The 19,057-nt window shown below is 64.4% G+C and carries 18 protein-coding genes; 7 read left to right on the top strand and 11 right to left on the bottom strand.

The window, feature by feature from the left end; all coding sequences use genetic code 11:
• The first annotated feature begins 20 nt into the window (after positions 1-20).
• From JNK68_04580 to JNK68_04550, 7 genes are all read left to right on the top strand, one after another.
• A complete protein-coding gene (locus JNK68_04580) occupies positions 21-1,466 on the top strand; it encodes a glutamate synthase subunit beta (GenBank protein ID MBL8539629.1) in 1,446 nt (481 codons plus the stop codon).
• A 63-nt stretch (positions 1,467-1,529) separates the two neighbouring features.
• Positions 1,530-2,591, top strand: a complete 1,062-nt coding sequence (locus tag JNK68_04575; GenBank protein ID MBL8539628.1) for a uroporphyrinogen decarboxylase — start codon at positions 1,530-1,532, stop codon at positions 2,589-2,591.
• Positions 2,592-2,854: 263 nt separating this feature from the next.
• Positions 2,855-5,038 carry a primosomal protein N' gene (locus tag JNK68_04570; GenBank protein ID MBL8539627.1) on the top strand — a complete coding sequence of 728 codons (2,184 nt, stop codon included), beginning with the start codon at positions 2,855-2,857 and terminating at the stop codon, positions 5,036-5,038.
• A 66-nt stretch (positions 5,039-5,104) separates the two neighbouring features.
• On the top strand, positions 5,105-6,850 hold the full coding sequence (locus JNK68_04565) for an arginine--tRNA ligase (protein ID MBL8539626.1): 1,746 nt from the start codon (positions 5,105-5,107) through the stop codon (positions 6,848-6,850).
• Between the two features lie 17 nt (positions 6,851-6,867).
• Positions 6,868-7,533: an SPOR domain-containing protein gene (locus tag JNK68_04560; GenBank protein ID MBL8539625.1), complete on the top strand. Its 666-nt coding sequence runs from the start codon at positions 6,868-6,870 to the stop codon at positions 7,531-7,533.
• A gap of 29 nt (positions 7,534-7,562) precedes the next feature.
• On the top strand, positions 7,563-8,225 hold the full coding sequence (locus JNK68_04555) for a thiol:disulfide interchange protein DsbA/DsbL (GenBank protein ID MBL8539624.1): 663 nt from the start codon (positions 7,563-7,565) through the stop codon (positions 8,223-8,225).
• Positions 8,226-8,403: 178 nt separating this feature from the next.
• Positions 8,404-8,724, top strand: a complete 321-nt coding sequence (locus tag JNK68_04550) for a hypothetical protein (GenBank protein ID MBL8539623.1) — start codon at positions 8,404-8,406, stop codon at positions 8,722-8,724.
• A 30-nt stretch (positions 8,725-8,754) separates the two neighbouring features.
• Here JNK68_04550 and glmS read toward each other — a convergent pair whose 3' ends face one another.
• From glmS to JNK68_04495, 11 genes are all read right to left on the bottom strand, one after another.
• The gene (gene glmS, locus JNK68_04545; GenBank protein MBL8539622.1) at positions 8,755-10,581 is read right to left on the bottom strand and encodes a glutamine--fructose-6-phosphate transaminase (isomerizing); all 1,827 of its coding nucleotides are present in this window, start codon (positions 10,579-10,581) and stop codon (positions 8,755-8,757) included.
• A 68-nt stretch (positions 10,582-10,649) separates the two neighbouring features.
• The gene (gene glmU, locus JNK68_04540) at positions 10,650-12,017 is read right to left on the bottom strand and encodes a bifunctional UDP-N-acetylglucosamine diphosphorylase/glucosamine-1-phosphate N-acetyltransferase GlmU (GenBank protein MBL8539621.1); all 1,368 of its coding nucleotides are present in this window, start codon (positions 12,015-12,017) and stop codon (positions 10,650-10,652) included.
• Positions 12,018-12,136: 119 nt separating this feature from the next.
• Positions 12,137-12,562 carry a F0F1 ATP synthase subunit epsilon gene (locus tag JNK68_04535; GenBank protein MBL8539620.1) on the bottom strand — a complete coding sequence of 142 codons (426 nt, stop codon included), beginning with the start codon at positions 12,560-12,562 and terminating at the stop codon, positions 12,137-12,139.
• Between the two features lie 13 nt (positions 12,563-12,575).
• Entirely contained in the window at positions 12,576-13,982 is a 1,407-nt protein-coding gene (gene atpD / locus JNK68_04530; protein ID MBL8539619.1) for a F0F1 ATP synthase subunit beta, read from the bottom strand.
• A 24-nt stretch (positions 13,983-14,006) separates the two neighbouring features.
• A complete protein-coding gene (gene atpG / locus JNK68_04525; protein ID MBL8539618.1) occupies positions 14,007-14,885 on the bottom strand; it encodes a F0F1 ATP synthase subunit gamma in 879 nt (292 codons plus the stop codon).
• Between the two features lie 10 nt (positions 14,886-14,895).
• Positions 14,896-16,437, bottom strand: a complete 1,542-nt coding sequence (locus tag JNK68_04520) for a F0F1 ATP synthase subunit alpha (GenBank protein MBL8539617.1) — start codon at positions 16,435-16,437, stop codon at positions 14,896-14,898.
• A gap of 8 nt (positions 16,438-16,445) precedes the next feature.
• Positions 16,446-16,982: a F0F1 ATP synthase subunit delta gene (locus JNK68_04515; GenBank protein MBL8539616.1), complete on the bottom strand. Its 537-nt coding sequence runs from the start codon at positions 16,980-16,982 to the stop codon at positions 16,446-16,448.
• 9 nt (positions 16,983-16,991) lie between these two features.
• The gene (locus tag JNK68_04510) at positions 16,992-17,462 is read right to left on the bottom strand and encodes a F0F1 ATP synthase subunit B (protein ID MBL8539615.1); all 471 of its coding nucleotides are present in this window, start codon (positions 17,460-17,462) and stop codon (positions 16,992-16,994) included.
• Between the two features lie 29 nt (positions 17,463-17,491).
• Positions 17,492-17,758 carry a F0F1 ATP synthase subunit C gene (gene atpE / locus JNK68_04505; GenBank protein ID MBL8539614.1) on the bottom strand — a complete coding sequence of 89 codons (267 nt, stop codon included), beginning with the start codon at positions 17,756-17,758 and terminating at the stop codon, positions 17,492-17,494.
• Between the two features lie 50 nt (positions 17,759-17,808).
• A complete protein-coding gene (atpB, locus tag JNK68_04500) occupies positions 17,809-18,579 on the bottom strand; it encodes a F0F1 ATP synthase subunit A (GenBank protein ID MBL8539613.1) in 771 nt (256 codons plus the stop codon).
• Positions 18,576-18,956, bottom strand: coding sequence for an ATP synthase subunit I (locus JNK68_04495; GenBank protein MBL8539612.1), 381 nt, complete (start codon positions 18,954-18,956; stop codon positions 18,576-18,578). Before JNK68_04495 ends, atpB begins: the two co-directional genes overlap by 4 nt.
• Positions 18,957-19,057: the final 101 nt, after the last annotated feature.

Here is a 19,057-nt window from a genome sequence, read left to right as displayed (position 1 = left end):
CACTCTCAACTGGAGACTGAATGGGCAAGATCACGGGATTCATGGAGTTCGAGCGCCTGCAGGAAGCGGCCGACCCGCCGGGCGACCGCCTGCGCCATTACCGCGAGTTCGTGCATCACCTGACGGACCAGGAAGCAGGGGTGCAGGGGGCGCGCTGCATGGATTGCGGCATCCCGTTCTGCATGAGCGGCTGCCCGATCAACAACATCATCCCGGACTGGAACGATCTCGTTTTTCGCCAGAGCTGGCGCGAGGCGCTCGACACCCTGCATTCCACGAACAATTTTCCGGAGTTCACGGGGCGCGTGTGTCCGGCGCCCTGCGAGGCGGCCTGTACCCTCAACATCAATAACGACGCCGTCGGCATCAAGTCGATCGAGCACGCCATCATCGATAAGGGTTGGGAGCTCGGCTGGGTGGTGCCGCAGCCGCCCAAGTCCAAGACCGGCAAGCGCGTGGCGGTGATCGGGTCGGGACCTGCAGGGCTCGCCTGTGCACAACAGCTCGCGCGCGCCGGGCACGACGTCGTGGTGTTCGAGAAGAACGACCGCGTCGGCGGCCTGCTCCGCTACGGGATCCCCGACTTCAAGATGGAGAAGTACCACATCGACCGCCGGGTGGAGCAGATGCGCAGCGAAGGCGTCGAGTTTCGCGTGAATCAGCACGTCGGCGTGACCGTCCCGGGGTCGGCACTGGTCGCCGAGTTCGATGCAGTGGTGTTGTCAGGCGGCTCCGAGCACCCGCGCGACCTAAAAGTCGCCGGGCGCGATCTCGACGGCATCTACTTCGCGATGGACTTCCTGCCGCTGCAGAACAAGCGCGTGGCCGGCGACGCGGGAGTCTCGCCGCTGACCGCGAAGGACAAGCATGTGATCGTGATCGGCGGCGGTGACACCGGTTCCGACTGCGTGGGCACGTCGAATCGCCATGGCGCCAGGTCGGTCACCCAGTTCGAGCTCCTGCCGCAACCGCCGGAGCAGGAGAACAAGCCGTTGACGTGGCCCTACTGGCCGCTCAAGCTGCGTACTTCCTCGTCGCACGAGGAAGGATGCGATCGCGACTGGGCAGTCACCACCAAGGCGTTCCACGGTGAGGATGGCCGCGTCAAGGCGCTGGTGGCGGCGCGCGTGGAATGGGTCAAGGACGACAAAGGGCAGATGAAGATGGTCGAGGTGCCGGGTTCGGAGTTCGAACTCCCGGCCGACCTCGTCCTGCTCGCGATGGGCTATCTGCACCCGGTGCATGCGGGCCTGCTGGACGAACTCGGCATCGCCTACGACGGCCGTGGTAACGTCAATGCAACGGTCGACGGGGCAGGCTGCTATCAGACCTCGGTGGCGAAAGTCTTCGCTGCCGGCGACATGCGGCGCGGGCAGTCGCTGGTGGTTTGGGCGATTCGCGAAGGCCGCCAGTGCGCGCGTGCGGTGGACGAGTTTCTCATGGGAACATCCGAGCTGCCGCGCTGATCGACCGCGAAGGACCACTGCGAAGGACGCGCCCCCGGGCGCGTCCTTTTGTTTGGAGCACCGATGACGAGACCGAAGAACGACACCTTCCTGCGCGCACTGCTGCGGGAGCCGACGCCGTACACGCCGATCTGGATCATGCGGCAGGCCGGGCGCTATCTGCCGGAATACAACCAGACGCGCGCACGCGCCGGCAGCTTCCTCGACCTGTGCCGGAATCCGGATCTCGCCACCGAAGTCACGCTGCAACCCCTCGCGCGCTTTCCGCTCGACGCCGCGATCGTGTTCTCCGACATCCTCACCATTCCCGACGCCATGGGTCTCGGGCTTTACTTCGCCGAAGGGGAGGGGCCGAAGCTCGAGCGCCCACTGCGCGACGAATGGGAAATCCGCGACCTCTCCGCACCCGACATTCCGGGCCAACTCGGCTACGTGCTGGAAACGGTCACCCAGGTGCGGCGTGCCCTGGATAACGAGGTGCCCCTGATCGGCTTCTCCGGCAGCCCTTTAACATTGGCGTGCTACATGGTGGAAGGCGGGGGCAGCACCGACTTCCACACCCTGAAGAAGCTGCTGTACGCGCGACCCGATCTCCTGCATCACATCCTGGAGATCACGGCGGCGGCGGTCACCGCGTACCTGAACGCGCAGATCGAGCATGGCGCGCAGGCCGTCATGCTCTTCGACACCTGGGGCGGGATGCTCTCCCACGCCGCGTTCCACACCTTCTCGGCGCCGTATCTGAGGCGCGTCGTGTCGGGACTCAGGCGCGAACACCAGGGGATGCGCGTGCCCAGCATCGTGTTCACGAAGGGCGGCGGCCTGTGGCTGGAGACCCTGGCCGAGTGCGGGGCGGATGCCCTCGGCCTCGATTGGACGGTCGACATCGGCGCAGCGCGGCAGCGCGTGGGCAGCCGGCTCGCCCTGCAGGGCAATCTGGATCCTGCGGTCCTGCTCTCCACCCCGGACGTGGTGAGACACGAGGCGAAGCAGATCCTGACTGGATTCGGCAGCGGCGCCGGGCACGTTTTCAATCTGGGTCACGGCGTCTCGCAGTTCACGCCGCCCGAGAACGTCGCAGTGCTCGTCGACACCGTTCACGAAGCGAGCGTGCGGTTTCACTGACCCACGCGCTGCGTCTCAAGCAACCCGGTTAATCCACAGTAAAATCTGCTGCTGCCGAAATGCCCCAGTGCCGTGTCCCTCGCTGCCGCCGCAAACGCAATACGCTGATTCGAAGCGCTTATTCCTCGATGTAGGCGAACAGTGAAGCGCCGCATGGGCTTTCGCGGCGATAGCCAAATCTCTACAACGCACACACTTTCCCACAAAGTTATTCACAACGCCGCCGTGCGACTCCGCGGGTCGTGCTAAGGGTTGCCCGTCCCATGATGATTGCTCGAGTCGCCATCGACGTCCCGCTCGATACGCTCTTCGACTATCTGCCCGGGCCGGCGACCGAGTCTGACGTCGGCCGCCGTGTGCTCGTGCCATTCGGGTGTCGCCAGACCGTCGGCGTACTGCGCGCCCTCGTTCCCGACAGCGCGCTCCCCGTGGACCGCCTGAAACCGGTGACCCGAGTGTTCACGGACCTACCCCCGCTCGATCCGACAACGCTCGAACTGCTCGATTTCTGCGCCCGCTATTACCACCACCCGCTCGGGGAAACGGTCTTGCGCGCGCTGCCGGCGCAGCTGCGCTCGGTTCGACCGCTTACCGCACACTTGGCGAGGACCTACCGTCTCTCCGGACTCGGCCGCCAGGCGATGACTGCGACGCCGGCGCGAGCGTCGCTCAAGACCCGTATCCTGGAGCGACTCGCCGCTGCGGGCGAGGTCCCGGACACGATGCTGCGGGAGTTGGGTGCGCGCGCGGGTGCGGTGCTGCGGGAACTGAAAGGCGCCGGGCTCATCGACGAGATCGTGCGCACGGTCGCGGACGCGCCACCGCCTGCCGGCGAGCGTGCGCTGCCCCCGCCGTTGACCGCCGAGCAGGAGCGGGCGCGGTCGACTGTGATCGCAGCTGGCACGGGCTTTCGGACGTGGCTCCTGCACGGCGTCACGGGAAGCGGGAAGACCGAAGTCTATCTGCGGCTGATGGAGGACGCGCTCGCTCGCGGCCGTCAAGTGCTTTATCTCGTACCCGAGATCAATCTCACGCCACAACTCGAGGGCTTCGTGCGGGCGCGAGCCAATGCCGCGCGCCTCGTCTCGCTCCACAGCGGCCTCGCGGACGGAGCGCGCGCGCGCAACTGGGCGATGGCTCAGAGCGGTGATGCGGATGTCGTGCTCGGAACCCGGCTCGCGGTGTTCACGCCCTTGCCGCGTCTGGGATTGATCATCGTCGACGAGGAGCACGATGGCTCCTTCAAGCAGCAGGAAGGCTTGCGCTACAGTGCGCGCGACGTCGCGGTCATGCGCGCCAAACTGCACGACATTCCGGTCGTGCTCGGCTCCGCGACACCCGCGCTGGAGAGCTACGTCCAGGCGCGCTCCGGCCGCTATGGCTGGCTCCGCCTCACCGCACGCGCGAGCGGGGCAACCCCGGTCATCCGCCTCGTCGATACGAGCCGCGAGCCGCTCATGGAGGGCCTGAGCGAAACCGCGCTCGCCGAGGTCGGCCAGCGCATCGCGCGCAACGAGCAGACACTGGTTTTCATCAATCGACGCGGCTACGCGCCGGTGCTGCACTGTCGCGCCTGCCACTGGATCGCCGGGTGCCCGCGCTGCTCGGCGCGACTCGTCGTTCACCTGCGGGACCGCACTCTGGTGTGTCACCTGTGCGGGCATGGCGAGCGACCGCCTCACGCGTGCCCGGCCTGCGGCAATCAGGATCTGGTACCGGTCGGCCACGGAACGCAGCGGGTCGAGAGTTTTCTCGGCCGCAGCTTCCCGCAGGCGCGCGTGCTGCGCGTGGACCGCGACACGACGCGCGCCCGTCACTCGTGGTCCGGCATGCGCGCCGAGATCACCGGGAATCGGGTGGATGTGCTGGTGGGCACCCAGATGCTCGCCAAGGGCCATGATTTTCCCAGGCTCACGCTCGTCGTCGTGCTGAACGCCGATAACGCCTTGTTCAGCTCCGACTTCCGCGCGACCGAACGCCTCTTCGCGCAGCTCATGCAGGTTGCCGGCCGCGCCGGGCGCGCTGCGCTGCCTGGAGAGGTGCTGATCCAGACGGCGTTTCCGCAACACCCGGTGCACCAGGCCGTCGTCACCCACGACTACGAGGGCTTTGCCGCAGCACAGCTCGCGGAGCGAGAGCAGGCAGGGTTTCCCCCGTTCGCTCATCAGGCGCTGCTGCGGGCCGAAGCGCCCTGCGCCGAACTTGCCTTCGATTTTCTCGAGCGTGCGGCAACCGCCGGCCGCGCGCTCGATTTGCCGGTACAGATCTATGATCCCGTTGCCGCGATACCGCATCGGGTCAGCGGACGCGACCGCGCCCAGCTCCTGGTGCAGTCGCCATCACGGTCCCGCCTGCAGCGTTTTCTCGATGGCTGGAATCCGTCGCTCGGTGCACTGGCCGGTCGAGCCGTCCGCTGGGCGCTGGATGTCGATCCCCTCGATCTTTGAACCGCGGGCGCCCGGGTCCGGTCCGGGGATGCGGGTATAATGCACCCTCCTCGCTGTCCACCCCCGATGAACGAACCTGTCTTTCCCGACCTGCGGTCGCATCTCACGGAATTGCTGCGCGCGGCGCACGACCAGCTGAACCCTGCGGGACCTGCGCCGCACATCGCGCTGGAGCGTCCGAAACAGGCGAGTCACGGTGACTACGCCTGCAATCTTGCCCTCCAGCTCGCCAAGCCGATGCGCCGCAATCCGCGCGATCTCGCTCAGGCGCTGCTCGCGGCACTGCCGGCATCGCCACATGTGCAAAAGGCGGAAGTCGCCGGGGCGGGTTTCATCAATCTCGTCCTGCGGCCGAGCGCGAAGCAGCAGGTCGTGCGTCAGGCGCTCAACGCCGGCCGCGCTTACGGTCACGGCGGCGCGGGGCAGGGACGGCGCGTGCTGATCGAGTTCGTCTCCGCGAATCCGACGGGTCCGCTGCACGTCGGCCACGGCCGCGGGGCGGCCTTCGGCGCGAGCCTGGCGAATGTGCTCGCCGCCGCGGGGTATCGGGTCGCGCGCGAGTATTACGTGAACGACGCCGGACGACAGATGGACATCCTGGCTCTGTCCGCCTGGCTGCGCTATCTGGAGCTCTGCGGGGTCGCCGTCGCATTCCCGCCGAACGCCTATCGCGGCGACTACGTGCGCGAGATGGCGCGTGAGATCCACGCCTTGCACGGCGATCGTTACGTGCGGGCGCCGGAGCGCTGGCGCGACGGTCCGGGCGGCGACCATACGGATCCCGAAACTCACCTCGACTGGCTCATCGCCGGCGCCAAGGAACAGCTCGGGCCGGACTTCGGCTACTTTCACGACTTCGTGCTGACGGAGCAGCTCGGCGACTGTCGCGAGGATCTGGTCGAGTTCGGGGTGACGTTCGATCAGTGGTTCTCGGAGCGCTCGCTCTTCGACACGGGGCTCGTCGAGCGCGCGGTCGCCCTGCTGGAAGAGCGCGGCCACATCTATGTGCAGGACGGCGCGCGGTGGTTCCGCAGCTCCGTCTTCGGCGACGAGAAGGATCGGGTGGTCCAGCGCGAGAACGGCCAGTACACGTATTTCGCGTCCGACATCGCCTACCACCTCAACAAGTTCCAGCGCGGCTTCGAGCGCGTCATCGACATCCTCGGGGCGGATCATCACGGCTACGTGGCGCGGGTGCGCGGGGCGATTCAGGCGCTCGGCCTGGACGCCGAGCGGTTCGAAGCCGCCCTGGTGCAGTTCGCCGTGCTCTACCGCGGCGGCAAGAAGGTCCAGATGTCCACGCGCAGCGGCGACTTTGTCACCCTGCGCGAACTGCGCAGGGAAGTGGGCAACGATGCGGCGCGTCTTTTCTACGTCCTGCGCAAGAGCGACCAGCATCTGGACTTCGATCTCGATCTCGCCAAGTCGCAGAGCAACGAGAATCCGGTCTACTACCTGCAGTACGCGCACGCGCGCATCTCCAGCGTCCTCGCGCAGTGGGGCGGCAACGTGGAGACCCTCGCTCAGGCCGATCTCGGCCCGCTCGCGACCGATGCCGAGCTCGGCCTGCTGCGACGCCTGATGGAGTACCCGGAAATCATCGAAAGCGCAGCACAGGACTTCGCACCGCATTACGTCGCCTTCTATCTCAAGGATCTCGCCGCAGAGTTTCACAGCTATTACAACGCGACGCACTTCCTCGTCGCGGAGCAGGAAATCCGCGAGGCGAGGCTTGCCCTGGTCGCCGCGGTCCGCCAGGTGCTGGCAAATGGTCTCGGGTTGCTGGGCGTTGCGGCCCCGGACAAGATGTAGGGCAGGGAGGTGACCGCATGACCCGCGAATCGACGCAGAAGGCGCAGCGCAGCGCCAGGGGGCCGAGCTGGATGTCGCTCGTGGCCGGGCTGCTTGCCGGACTCGTGATCGGGCTGGGCATCGCGTTCGTTGTCGCCTGGTACGTGAACAAGATGCCCAACCCGTTTGCGCAGAAGGCGAACGGCGCAGCGGCGACGCGTGCGGAAGCCACAAAGCCGGACGCGGTGAAGGTCGACCCGCCGCGGGCGGACCCGAAGATCGAACCGAGGACGGAAGCGAAACCTGCCGCCAAGTCTGATCCGAAAGTCGCGAAGGTCGAGGAAGAGAAATCGCGGTTCGACTTCTACAAGATTCTTCCCGGCTCCGAAGAGCCGGTTTCGGATCGGGACTTGAAGCGCTCCGACCGGAAGTCCTCGACAACGCCGTCGAAGGACGTCTACTTTTTGCAGGCTGGCGCGTTTCAGAATGCGGCCGACGCCGACAACATGAAGGCGCGCCTCGCGCTGATGGGCATGGAAGCCACCATCCAGACGGCAGCGATCCCCGACAAGGGGATGCTGCATCGCGTGCGCGTCGGACCCTTCGGATCGGTCGATGAACTCAACAAGGTGAAATCGACATTACAGGAAAGCGGCGTTCAATCCACCGCCGTGAAAGTCAGCGAGGCGCCGGCAAGCCGGTGACCCGCTGCCACCCGCATGGAGAACTTTGCATGAAATCGATTGGACGTTCGTGGGGCTGGGCGCTGCTCGCCGTCTTCGCGCTGCTACTCACGGGAAACCCTGCCACGGCGGCGGCGCCCGCCGTGCTGGACAAGGAATACCGCCTGATCACCCCGCCTCCGCCGAGTGACAACGCAAAAAAGATCGAAGTGGTCGAGTTCTTCTATTACGGCTGCCCGCACTGCTATGAGCTCGAGCCAGCACTCAAGAACTGGCTCAAGCGCAAGCCCGCCGACGTCGAGTTCCGTCAACAGCCCGCGGTCTTTCGGGAAAACTGGATTCCCCTGACGAAGACCTACTTCGCGCTCGATGCGCTGGGCCTGTTACCCAAGCTGAGCGACAAGGTGTACGCGGCGGTGCACGACGAGAGAATCGACCTTGCGGACGACGCGATCTTGAGCAAGTGGATTGCCCAGCAGGGGGTGGACCCGGTCAAGTTCAGCGAGGCCTACCGGTCCTTCGCGGTGCAGAACAGCACACAGCGCGCCATTCAGGTCACCCGCGACTATCAGGTCAAGGGAACTCCCTCGATCGCCGTGGCAGGCAAGTACATCACGTCGCCGGCCATGACCGGGGGTTACGAGCGGTTCTTCGAGGTGGTGGACCAGCTCATCGAAATGGCACGCAAGGAAGCGGGCGGAAAGAAAAGCTAGCTTCCCTCTCGATGCGAGACGGCCGCGGCGCCTTAGCCGTGGCCGTTTTCGTTTGGAGCCGCTTCCGCCGGCCAGCCTGCCTGCGCTGGCCGTCGTCCTTCGTGCCGCCAGGGTCTGACCCTTGCTTTCCCCTCCCGCGCCCGAGAACGGATCGGGCGACGGCGACGGGGGAATTGGCATGGACTCGGACGGCACACGCGTGCTTGCGTTGGTGGGGCTCAGCAATCACGATCTCATTCTGATCAAGAGCTTGGCGAAACTCTCATCGGCCAGGCCGCGGAAGTATCGCGTCGCGCCGAGCGAGGAGCGCGCCGCGGCCGACGTCTTCATCGTCAACGGGGACGACGCCTTCGCGATGCAGGAGGCAAAGAACCTGGTCGGCCAGCGGCCGGCCAAGGTGATTCATGTGCGGAAGGCAGCGAAGGGGCTCAACGGACACCCGACCATAGTCCAGCCGCTGCACGCCAAAGCCGTCTACGGCACGCTCGACAGCCTGTAAGACTCAGCCGGGCGCATGCTCGGCCCACATTTACTCCACGGTTACCGATTTTGCGAGATTGCGCGGCTTGTCCACGTCCGTACCCTTCTGCAGCGCGGCGTGATAGGCAAGAAGCTGCAAGGGTACCGTGTGGAGAATCGGCGACAGCAGGCCGGCGTGGTCGCTCAGGCGAATCACGTGCAGGCCATCCCCCTCGGCCACGCGCGAACCCTGATCGGCAAAGACGTATAGCTCGCCGCCGCGCGCCCGAACCTCCTGCAGGTTGGACTTCAGCTTCTCGATGAGCGCATCGTTGGGTGCGATCGCGATGACGGGCATGTTGCGGTCGACGAGGGCGAGCGGTCCGTGCTTGAGCTCGCCCGCCGGATACGCCTCGGCGTGGATATAGGAAATCTCCTTGAGCTTGAGCGCGCCTTCCATTGCGATCGGGTAGTGGACGCCACGTCCCAGAAAGAGGGCGTGCTGCTTCTCGGCGAAGCGCTCGGACCACGCGCGCACCCCCGATTCCACCCCCAGCACATGCTGCAGAGCCGTCGGCAGGTGACGCAGGGCCACGATCAGATCGCGCTCCTGTTCCGCCGAGAGACGGTGCCGCAGCTTGGCGAGCACCATCGTCAACAGAACCAGCACGGCCAACTGGGTCGTGAATGCTTTGGTCGACGCCACCCCGATCTCCGGACCGGCCCGTGTCAGAAAGCGCAGATCGGACTGACGGATGAGCGCACTTTCGGGAACGTTGCAGATCGCGATCGAATGTCGGTGACCCAGCGCCTTCGCGTGCTGCAGGGCAGCGAGCGTGTCGGCCGTTTCTCCCGACTGCGAAATCGTGACGACGAGCTGGTGCGGATTCGGCACCGACTGGCGATAGCGGTACTCGCTCGCGATCTCCACCGTGCAGGGAAGCCCGGCCACGGACTCGATCCAGTATCGGGCCACCAGACCCGCGTGATAGCTGGTCCCGCACGCCAGGATCAGCACGCCCTCGGTCTTCGATAGCACGTCCGCCGCCTGCGTGCCGAAGAGCTGCGGCGAGATCGAGCTCGCATTCAGCACCATCTCCAGCGTATTGGCGACCGCGCCCGGCTGCTCGAAGATCTCCTTCTGCATGAAATGCCGGTAGGGACCGAGCTCCACTGCGGCGGACGTGAGCTGGCTCACGTGGACGGGGCGCGCGACTTCGTTGCCCAGCGCATCGAAGACCCGCACACGATCGATTTCGAGATCCGCGACGTCGCCGTCTTCGAGATAGATCACCCGCTGCGTCACGTGCAGAAGCGCGGAGACATCGGAGGCCGCGAAGTTCTGCTCCTCTCCCAGTCCCAGCAGCAGGGGTGCGCCATTGCGCGCAACGATGACGCGTCCGCGATCGGCATCGCAGAGCACGGCGATGGCATAGGCGCCTTCCAGTTCGGCGATCGCAGCACGAGTGGCAGAGAGCAGATCGCCGCCGCCCGCCAGCTTGTCACGGATCAGGTGAGCGATCACTTCGGTGTCCGTGTCCGAGGTGAAGACATGTCCCCTAGACTGCAGCATGGCGCGTATCGATTCGTGATTCTCGATGATGCCGTTGTGCACGACGGCGATGCCGCCGCTCACATGGGGGTGTGCATTGCGCTCGGACGGCGCGCCATGAGTTGCCCAGCGCGTGTGCGCGATGCCGATGTTGCCGGCGAAGTGATTGCGGTCGGCGAGTTCGGTGAGTTCGGAAACACGACCGGTGACCCGCAGACGCTCGAGCTGAGGGTTGAGCACCGCGACGCCCGCCGAGTCATAGCCACGGTACTCGAGCCGCTTCAGTCCTTCGAGAAGCGAGGGCACCACGTCACGGCGCGCGATGGCGCCAACAATCCCGCACATGTTGGTGTTCCCCTAACTGATGATGGACGACAAAGACGGCGAAGAGGAGCGGAACAAAGCCAGGATCGTCAAGCGTTCGCCTTCGGCTTCTTGCGGGGTCGCTGCCAACCCTCGATGGCGACCTGCTTGGCGCGGGAGACTGCCAAGACGCCCGCGGGGACATCGCGTGTCACCGTGGTGCCGGCGCCGATGGTCGCCCCTTCACCGACGCGCACGGGCGCGACCAGCTGGGTATCGGACCCGATGAAGACATCGTCTTCGATGACCGTCCGGTGCTTGTTGGCGCCATCGTAATTGCACACGATGGTGCCGGCGCCGATGTTCACGTTGCGCCCGACTTCGGTGTCCCCCACATAGGCGAGGTGATTGGCCTTCGAGCCGTCGTGGACGGTACTGTTCTTGAGTTCCACGAAGTTGCCGATGTGGACGTGTCTCTCGATCTGCGTGCCCGGTCGCATCCGGGCGTAGGGACCAATACGACAGGCCTCGCCGATCTGCGCTTCTTCCAGATGGCAGAACGGGAAGACGATGGTACCGCCGCCCACGGCGACGTCCCGCAGCACGCAGTGAGAACCTATGGTGACGCCGTGACCCAGCCGCACATCTCCTTCGAAGACGCAGTTGACGTCGATGGACACGTCGTCACCGCATGCGAGCGTTCCGCGGACATCGATGCGCGCAGGATCCGCCAAGGTGACACCGCGAGCCAGCAAAGCGTCAGCCTGGTCGCGTTGGTAGACGCGCTCGAGCATGGCGAGGTCCGACTTGCTGTTCACACCCAGCGTCTCCCAGGCTGCCTCCGGCTGCGCCGCGATCACAGGAACGTCGTCTCGAATCGCACAGGCGACGAGATCGGTCAGGTAGTACTCACCCTGCGCATTGTCGTTGCGCAGGGCTGCGAGCCAGGCGGCGAGCCGTGCGGCCGGAACTGCCATGATGCCCGTGTTGACTTCCTTGAGCTGCCGTTCCGCCGCAGTCGCATCGTTTTCCTCGACGATCCGCTGCACGCGGCCCGCCACGTCACGAACGACGCGCCCGTAACCGGTGGGGTCCGCCAGTTCAGTCGTGACAATGTGCAGAGCGTCGGGTTCACCCGTGATGAGATGCTGCAGCGTGGTCAGGCGCGTCAGGGGAACATCGCCGTAGAGAATGAGCGCGCGGCCGTCGCGCCCGACGTGGGGCAGCGCCTGCAGCACTGCGTGCCCGGTTCCGAGCTGCGGCTCCTGCAGAGCAAAGCAGAGGTCAGGCGCAGCCAGTGCCTCCCGCACCTTCTCGCCCCCGTGCCCGTAAACCACGCAGATCGAGCGTGCACCCAAAGCCCGCGCCGCGTCGATGACGTGCTGCGCGAGAGGGCGGCCGCCCAGCCGGTGCAGCACCTTCGGCCGCTGCGAGTGCATCCGCTTGCCTTTGCCCGCGGCGAGAATGACGACATCCAGGGGTGCAGTCACGGATGCGAAACCTGGCTCAAGAAACTCGGGAACTCACAGCTTACCCGCCGCTGAACAACGCCAACAGAGCCGTTGAGCGGCGGGACGCTGCTGCAAAGAACGCGGGGTCAGCGCCCCGTCTTGCGCAGTTTCTGGATGGCGGCAAGCTGTGCGATCGCTTCGGCCAGCTCGGCCTCGGCTTTCGCGAAGTCGATCTCGGCCGAGCGATCCTTCAGCGCCTCTTCTGCGCGCTTCTTCGCCTCGGTGGCCTTGGCTTCGTCGAGATCGGGACCGCGAATGGCCGTGTCCGCCAGAACCGTGACGACGTCCGGCTGGACTTCCAGAATGCCTCCCGACACCCAGACCAGTTCCTGCTCATCCTTCATGGGCAACTTGAGGCGCACGGCCCCCGGCCGGATGCGCGTGAGCAGCGGCGTATGGCGCGGCAGGATGCCGATCTCTCCCGCTTCCGCAGGAGCGACCAGCATCTCGACCGGGCCTGAGAAGATGGACTCCTCGGCGCTGACGACATCGACGTGCATGGTGATTGCCATGGCTAGCGCTCCGTCACTGCAGCGTCTTGGCCTTCTCGACCGCTTCCTCGATGGCGCCGATCATGTAGAAAGCCTGCTCTGGCAGATGATCGTACTCGCCTTCGACGATGCCCTTGAAGCCCTTGATCGTTTCCTTGAGCGGAACGAACTTGCCGGAGGAACCGGTGAACACTTCGGCAACGAAGAACGGCTGCGACAGGAAGCGCTGTATCTTGCGCGCGCGGGACACGGTGAGTTTGTCCTCGGCGGAGAGTTCATCCATGCCGAGAATGGCGATGATGTCCCGCAACTCTTTGTAACGCTGAAGTGTTTGCTGAACCGTGCGCGCGACGTTGTAGTGATCTTCGCCCACCACGTGCGGATCGAGCTGACGCGACGTGGAGTCGAGCGGATCCACCGCCGGGTAGATGCCCAGCGCCGCAATGTCACGCGATAGCACCACCGTTGCATCGAGGTGGCCGAAGGTCGTCGCCGGCGACGGATCGGTCAGGTCGTCGGCGGGCACGTACACCGCCTGGATGGACGTGATGGAACCGACTTTGGTCGAGGTGATGCGCTCCTGCAGCGCGCCCATTTCCTGCGCCAGGGTCGGCTGATAGCCCACCGCGGAAGGCATGCGGCCGAGCAGCGCCGAGACCTCGGTACCCGCCAGCGTGTAGCGGTAGATGTTGTCGATGAAGAGCAGCACATCACGCCCTTCGTCGCGGAACTGCTCGGCGATCGTGAGGCCGGTCAGCGCGACGCGCAGGCGGTTGCCGGGCGGTTCGTTCATCTGCCCGTACACCAGCGCCACCTTGTCGAGAACGTTCGACTCCTTCATCTCGTGATAGACGTCGTTGCCTTCCCGCGTGCGCTCACCCACCCCCGTGAAGACCGAGTAACCCGAGTGCTCGATGGCGATGTTGCGGATGAGCTCCATCATGTTCACTGTCTTGCCCACGCCCGCGCCACCGAACAGCCCCACCTTGCCGCCTTTGGCGAACGGGCAGACCAGATCGATCACCTTGATGCCGGTTTCGAGCAATTCCTGCGACGGTGACAGCTCCTCGAATTTCGGCGCCGGCCGGTGGATCGGCATGACCTTCTCGGCCCCGATGGGCCCAGCCTCATCGATCGGCCGCCCGAGCACGTCCATGATGCGGCCCAGCGTCTTGGTGCCGACCGGCACCGAGATGTAGCTGTTGGTCCGCTTGATCTTCATGCCTCGGCGCAACCCCTCGGCCGAACCGAGCGCGATGGTGCGCACCACGCCGTCGCCCAGCTGCTGCTGCACTTCCAGGGTGAGCTCGGAGCCTTCGAGCGAGAGCGCCTCGAATACCGACGGCATCGAGCCAGGAGGGAATTCGACGTCGATCACCGCGCCGATGCACTGGACGATGGCGCCTTCCTGTGCTGCGACGGGATTGGCCTGTTGGTTCATGTTCGTTTCCTGTTGCCTGGATGATTAGGACGCGATCGCGGCAGCTCCGCCGACGATCTCCGAGATCTCTTTGGTGATCGCAGCCTGCCGGGCCTTGTTGTAGATCAACTGCAGCTCGTCGATGATCGTGGCAGCGTTGTCGGAGGCCGCCTTCATCGCCACCATGCGGGCGCTCTGCTCGGACGCGAAGTTCTCGACAATGGCCTGATAGATCAGCGCCTCGACGTAGCGCACGAGCACCGAGTCGACCACGTTCTTGGCTTCGGGTTCGTAAATGTAATCCCACGGGCCACGCCGCTTCTCGCCCTCGCCGAGGAGCTTGTCGTCCAACGGCAGCAGCTGCTCGAAATACGCTTCCTGCTTCATCGTGTTGATGAACCGCGTATAGAGCAAATACAGGGCGTCGATCCGATTCTCGGTGAACGCATCGATCATGACTTTCACGGGTCCGATGAGCCGCTCGAGACGCGGCGTATCACCAAGACCCACGACATGGCTCACGACATTGGCGCCCATTCGCTGCATGAAGCCGAGCCCCTTGTTGCCGATCGCGCACACCTGCACACCGACTTTCTTCCCTTCCAGCTCCTTGATGCGCCCCAGGGCAAGCCGCAGCACGTTCGTGTTGAGACCGCCGCAAAGCCCTTTGTCCGAGGTGATGACGATCACCCCGATATTCTTCACTTCGGGACGCTTGATGAGGAACGGATGACGGTACTCCGGGTTCGCGCCCGCCATGTGCGCCGCGACCAGGCGCATCTTCTCGCCGTACGGGCGAGCCGCGCGCATCCGGTCCTGCGCCTTGCGCATCTTGGAGGCTGCGACCATCTCCATCGCCTTGGTGATCTTCCGCGTGTTCTGCACGCTGCGGATCTTGAGGCGGATTTCCTTGCTGCCTGGCATCGGCGAGACCTCAGTAGGTGCTGTTCTTCTTGAATTCCTCGATGGCCGCGACCAGCGCCTTCTCCGTGTCCGCGTCCATGTCCTTGGTCGACTCGATCTTGTCGAAGAGCGCGGCGTGGCTGCCCTTGATATAGGCGCGCAGTCCCGCTTCGAATGCGAGCGCGTTCTTGACGTCGATATCGTCGTAATAGCCGCGGTTCACCCCCAGGAGGGTGAGTGCCTGCTCTGCCACGGAAAGCGGCGCGTATTGCGACTGCTTCATGAGTTCCGTGGCAAGGCGGCCGCGCTCCAGCTGCTTGCGGGTGGCCTCGTCCAGGTCCGACGCGAACTGCGCGAACGCCGCCAGCTCCCGATACTGCGCGAGCGCGAGACGAATTCCACCGCCCAGCTTCTTGATGACCTTGGTCTGCGCGGCGCCGCCGACGCGCGAGACCGAGATACCGGCGTTGATGGCCGGCCGGATACCGGCGTTGAAAAGATCGGTTTCCAGGAAGATCTGACCGTCCGTGATCGAAATCACGTTCGTAGGCACGAATGCGGTCACGTCACCGGCCTGGGTTTCGATCACCGGCAGCGCCGTGAGTGAACCGGTCTTGCCCTTGACCTCGCCCTTCGTGAAACGCTCCACGTACTCTTCGTTGACGCGAGCCGCACGCTCCAGGAGCCGGCTGTGCAGGTAGAACACGTCGCCCGGATACGCCTCGCGGCCCGGGGGACGACGCAACAGCAGGGAGATCTGACGATAGGCCCACGCCTGTTTGGTCAGGTCATCGTAGATGATGAGCGCGTCCTGCCCGCGGTCGCGGAAGTATTCGCCCATCGTGCAGCCCGAATACGGAGCGATGTACTGCAGAGCGGCCGATTCAGAGGCCGACGCGGCGACGATGATCGTGTAGTCGAGCGCGCCGTGTTCCTCCAGCTTCTTCACCACGTTCATGATCGAGGAGGCTTTCTGCCCGATCGCAACGTAGATGCAGATGAGGTCCTTGCCCTTCTGGTTGATGATCGTGTCGATGGCCACCGCGGTCTTGCCCGTCTGCCGGTCACCGATGATCAGCTCGCGCTGCCCGCGGCCGATCGGCACCATGGCGTCGATCGCCTTGAGGCCGGACTGCACCGGTTGCGCCACGGACTTCCGCCAGATCACGCCGGGGGCGATCTTCTCGATCGGATCGGAGAGCTTCGCCGATACCGGACCCTTGCCATCGATCGGCTCGCCGATCGGGTTGACGACGCGTCCGATCAGTTCGGGACCGACCGGCACTTCCAGAATGCGGCCCGTACACTTGACGACATCACCTTCGGAGATGTGCTCGTAGTCGCCCAGGACCACGGCACCCACCGAGTCGCGCTCGAGGTTCAATGCCAGGCCGAAGCTGTTGCCGGGGAACTCCAGCATCTCGCCCTGCATCACGTCCGCCAGCCCGTGGATGCGGCAGATGCCGTCGCTGACGGAAACCACGGTGCCTTCGGTGCGGACTTCGACGCCGGTGTCGAGCTTCTGAATCTGGCTCTTGATGAGCTCGCTGATCTCAGACGGGTTGAGCTGCATGTTGACTCCTATTTCGTGAGAGCGGCCGCCAAGGCGTCCAGCTTGCCGCGTACGGAACCATCGAGAACCTCGTCGCCGACGCGGATCACGGCACCGCCAATGAGCGCGGGGTCGACGGTGGCACGAGCAACGACCTTGCTTTTGAACCGACCCTCCAGCTTGGCGGTGAGCGCCTTGAGCTGGTCGTCGGTGAGCGGGAAGGCAGAGGCAACGTCCGCCTCGACCACGCCTTCGTCGCGCTCCTTCAACTCGTCATAGAGCTTGCTGATCTCCGGCAAGAGTTCCGCCCGGCCATTCTTCAGAAGCAGGCGAAGCAGGTTCTTGCCGGTTTCCGACATGTTGCTGCCGGCCGTCGACAGCAGCAGCGAGAGCTTCTGTTCGTGCGTGACGCGCGGGCTCGAGAGCATTGCCTTCATGCTGCCGTCGCCAGCCACCGCGGCAGCGAACTTGAGCGCCTCGGACCACGGCCCCAGCTGCGATTCCTGCCTGGCCAGCTCGAAAACCGCCTCGGCGTATGGTCGCGCAATGGTGGTGAGTTCAGCCATGACGTTCGCCTAGAGCTCGGCGCCGAGAGTCTGCAGCAACTGTGCGTGCGCCTTCGGATCCACTTCGCGCTCGAGGATCCTGGAGGCGCCGCTCACCGCAAGAGCCGCCACCTGGGCGCGCAGGGCTTCCCGGGCGCGCGAGACTTCGCGCTCGATCTCCGCCTGGGCCCCGGCCACCAGCTTTGCGCCTTCCTGCTTCGCGACGTCCTTGCTTTCCTCGACGATCTGCGCTGCACGCTTGTCCGCCTGACCGATGATTTCCTGCGCCTGGACTTTCGCTGAACGCAGTATCTCCTCGGCGCGGTGCGAGGCGAGTTCCAGATCGTGCTTGCCGCGCTCTGCGGCAGCGAGTCCGTCCGCGATCTGTTTCTGGCGATCGCCGATGGCCTTCTGCAGCGGCGGCCACACGAACTTCATCGTGAACCAGATGAAGATCGCGAACCAGATCGCCTGACCGATTAGTGTCGCATTGATGTCCACGCTGACCTCCTACGTTCGGAACGGGACTGTCAGCCAGCCGCCTTCGAGACGAGGGAGATGAACGGGTTGGCAAACAGGAGATAGAGCGCAATACCAACGCCGATCATGGCAACGGCGTCGAGGAGGCCGGCAACGATGAACATCTTCACCTGCAGGGTCGGCATCATTTCAGGTTGCCGCGCGGAACCCTCGAGGAAGCGCCCCCCGAGCAGACCGAAGCCGATGGCCGTGCCCAGCGCACCCGAACCGATGAGAATGGCAACAGCGATCGCGGTGTTACCCAAAACCATAGACAGTTCCACGTTTTCTCCTTTGCGATGACCCAACAGTGATTGAAAAAAGAGTCCTAGTGGCTCTCGTGCGCCATGCTCATGTAGACGATGGTGAGCATCATGAACACAAATGCCTGCAGCGTGATGATGAGGATGTGGAAGATCGCCCACGGCAACGCGAGCACCCCCTGCCACACGCCGAGCAGCGCGATGAGGATGAACACCATCTCGCCGGCGTACATGTTTCCGAACAAGCGCAGCGAAAGAGAGATGGGCTTGGCGAGATATTCCACGGCCTGGAAGAACAGGTTCACCGGAAACAGCCACTTGCCGAACGGTGTGGTGAAAAGTTCGTGCAGCCAACCGCCCACGCCCTTGACCTTCAGGTTGAAGAAGATCATGAGAGCAAACACGGTGAGCGACATTGCAAAGGTGAGATTGGGATCCGTCGTCGGAACGAACTTGAAGTAGTCTGCACCGAGCGCCCGCGCCGCCGGCGGCAGGAAATCCACCGGAATCAGGTCCATGGCGTTCATCACGAACACCCAGACGAAAATGGTGATGGCAAGTGGCGTGATCAGCGCATTTCTGCCGTGGAACGTATCGCGCACCTGCGCGTCAACCATGTTGACGAGCATCTCGATGAAGGTCTGCAACTTGCCAGGCACGCCGGACGTCGCGCGTTGTGCGACGTAGGCCATGAGACCGAAAACCGCTATCCCGAGCACGCCGGAGATGAGCAGCGTATCGAAGTGGACGGCCCAGAAACCGGTGCCGATCTTCAGATTGGTGAGATGGTGTGCGATGTACTCGGAAGAGTTTGCCGGTGCGTGCGAGGCGCTCATCGTTCGTTTTGGTATCTAATTAGTCCGGCCCAATAGCTGAGCAGGGTGGCAATGTACGTTAAGAACAACGGCAGCGGCGCCACATGCCGCGCAACCACGAAAGTCGCCCCGAAAAGCGCGGTGGTTACGCCAAACTTGAGCGCCTGTGCGAGGTAATGCGCCCTAACCAGCTCGTTCGGCCCCTGACCTTCGGCCGCCCTGATGACACGGACATAGGCCAAGGCCGAGAGAACACCGATCGATCCTCCCCATACCGCCGAGGCGGCGCTCCCCTCTTCTCCGGACGCGATCCAGACGATGAGCCCGGCTGCCAGCGTTACCGCGACTTGCAGGCCGATGATCAGGTTAACAGTGTTCACCCGATAATCGTCCGGCATGCCCGAAAAAGATCCCTATTTTAGGTTTTTAGTGCCATTTCTGTCAACCAGATGCTGCGGTGCAATACCTGTATTTGCGCTCAGCGAAGCCGTGCCAGCAG

The organism is Betaproteobacteria bacterium (genome assembly GCA_016791345.1).
Classification (GTDB): Bacteria; Pseudomonadota; Gammaproteobacteria; order Burkholderiales; family JAEUMW01; genus JAEUMW01.
Note: the sequence above shows the minus strand (reverse complement) of the source record. Positions and strands in the feature narration are given on the sequence as shown.

Coding starts and splice junctions, on each gene's coding strand:
- JNK68_04580 (MBL8539629.1), top strand. CDS start 21: ATGGGCAAGATCACGGGATTCATGGAGTTCGAGCGCCTGCAGGAAGCG.
- JNK68_04575 (MBL8539628.1), top strand. CDS start 1,530: ATGACGAGACCGAAGAACGACACCTTCCTGCGCGCACTGCTGCGGGAG.
- JNK68_04570 (MBL8539627.1), top strand. CDS start 2,855: ATGATGATTGCTCGAGTCGCCATCGACGTCCCGCTCGATACGCTCTTC.
- JNK68_04565 (MBL8539626.1), top strand. CDS start 5,105: ATGAACGAACCTGTCTTTCCCGACCTGCGGTCGCATCTCACGGAATTG.
- JNK68_04560 (MBL8539625.1), top strand. CDS start 6,868: ATGACCCGCGAATCGACGCAGAAGGCGCAGCGCAGCGCCAGGGGGCCG.
- JNK68_04555 (MBL8539624.1), top strand. CDS start 7,563: ATGAAATCGATTGGACGTTCGTGGGGCTGGGCGCTGCTCGCCGTCTTC.
- JNK68_04550 (MBL8539623.1), top strand. CDS start 8,404: ATGGACTCGGACGGCACACGCGTGCTTGCGTTGGTGGGGCTCAGCAAT.
- glmS (MBL8539622.1), bottom strand. CDS start 10,581: ATGTGCGGGATTGTTGGCGCCATCGCGCGCCGTGACGTGGTGCCCTCG.
- JNK68_04535 (MBL8539620.1), bottom strand. CDS start 12,562: ATGGCAATCACCATGCACGTCGATGTCGTCAGCGCCGAGGAGTCCATC.
- atpD (MBL8539619.1), bottom strand. CDS start 13,982: ATGAACCAACAGGCCAATCCCGTCGCAGCACAGGAAGGCGCCATCGTC.
- atpG (MBL8539618.1), bottom strand. CDS start 14,885: ATGCCAGGCAGCAAGGAAATCCGCCTCAAGATCCGCAGCGTGCAGAAC.
- JNK68_04520 (MBL8539617.1), bottom strand. CDS start 16,437: ATGCAGCTCAACCCGTCTGAGATCAGCGAGCTCATCAAGAGCCAGATT.
- JNK68_04515 (MBL8539616.1), bottom strand. CDS start 16,982: ATGGCTGAACTCACCACCATTGCGCGACCATACGCCGAGGCGGTTTTC.
- atpB (MBL8539613.1), bottom strand. CDS start 18,579: ATGAGCGCCTCGCACGCACCGGCAAACTCTTCCGAGTACATCGCACAC.
- JNK68_04495 (MBL8539612.1), bottom strand. CDS start 18,956: ATGCCGGACGATTATCGGGTGAACACTGTTAACCTGATCATCGGCCTG.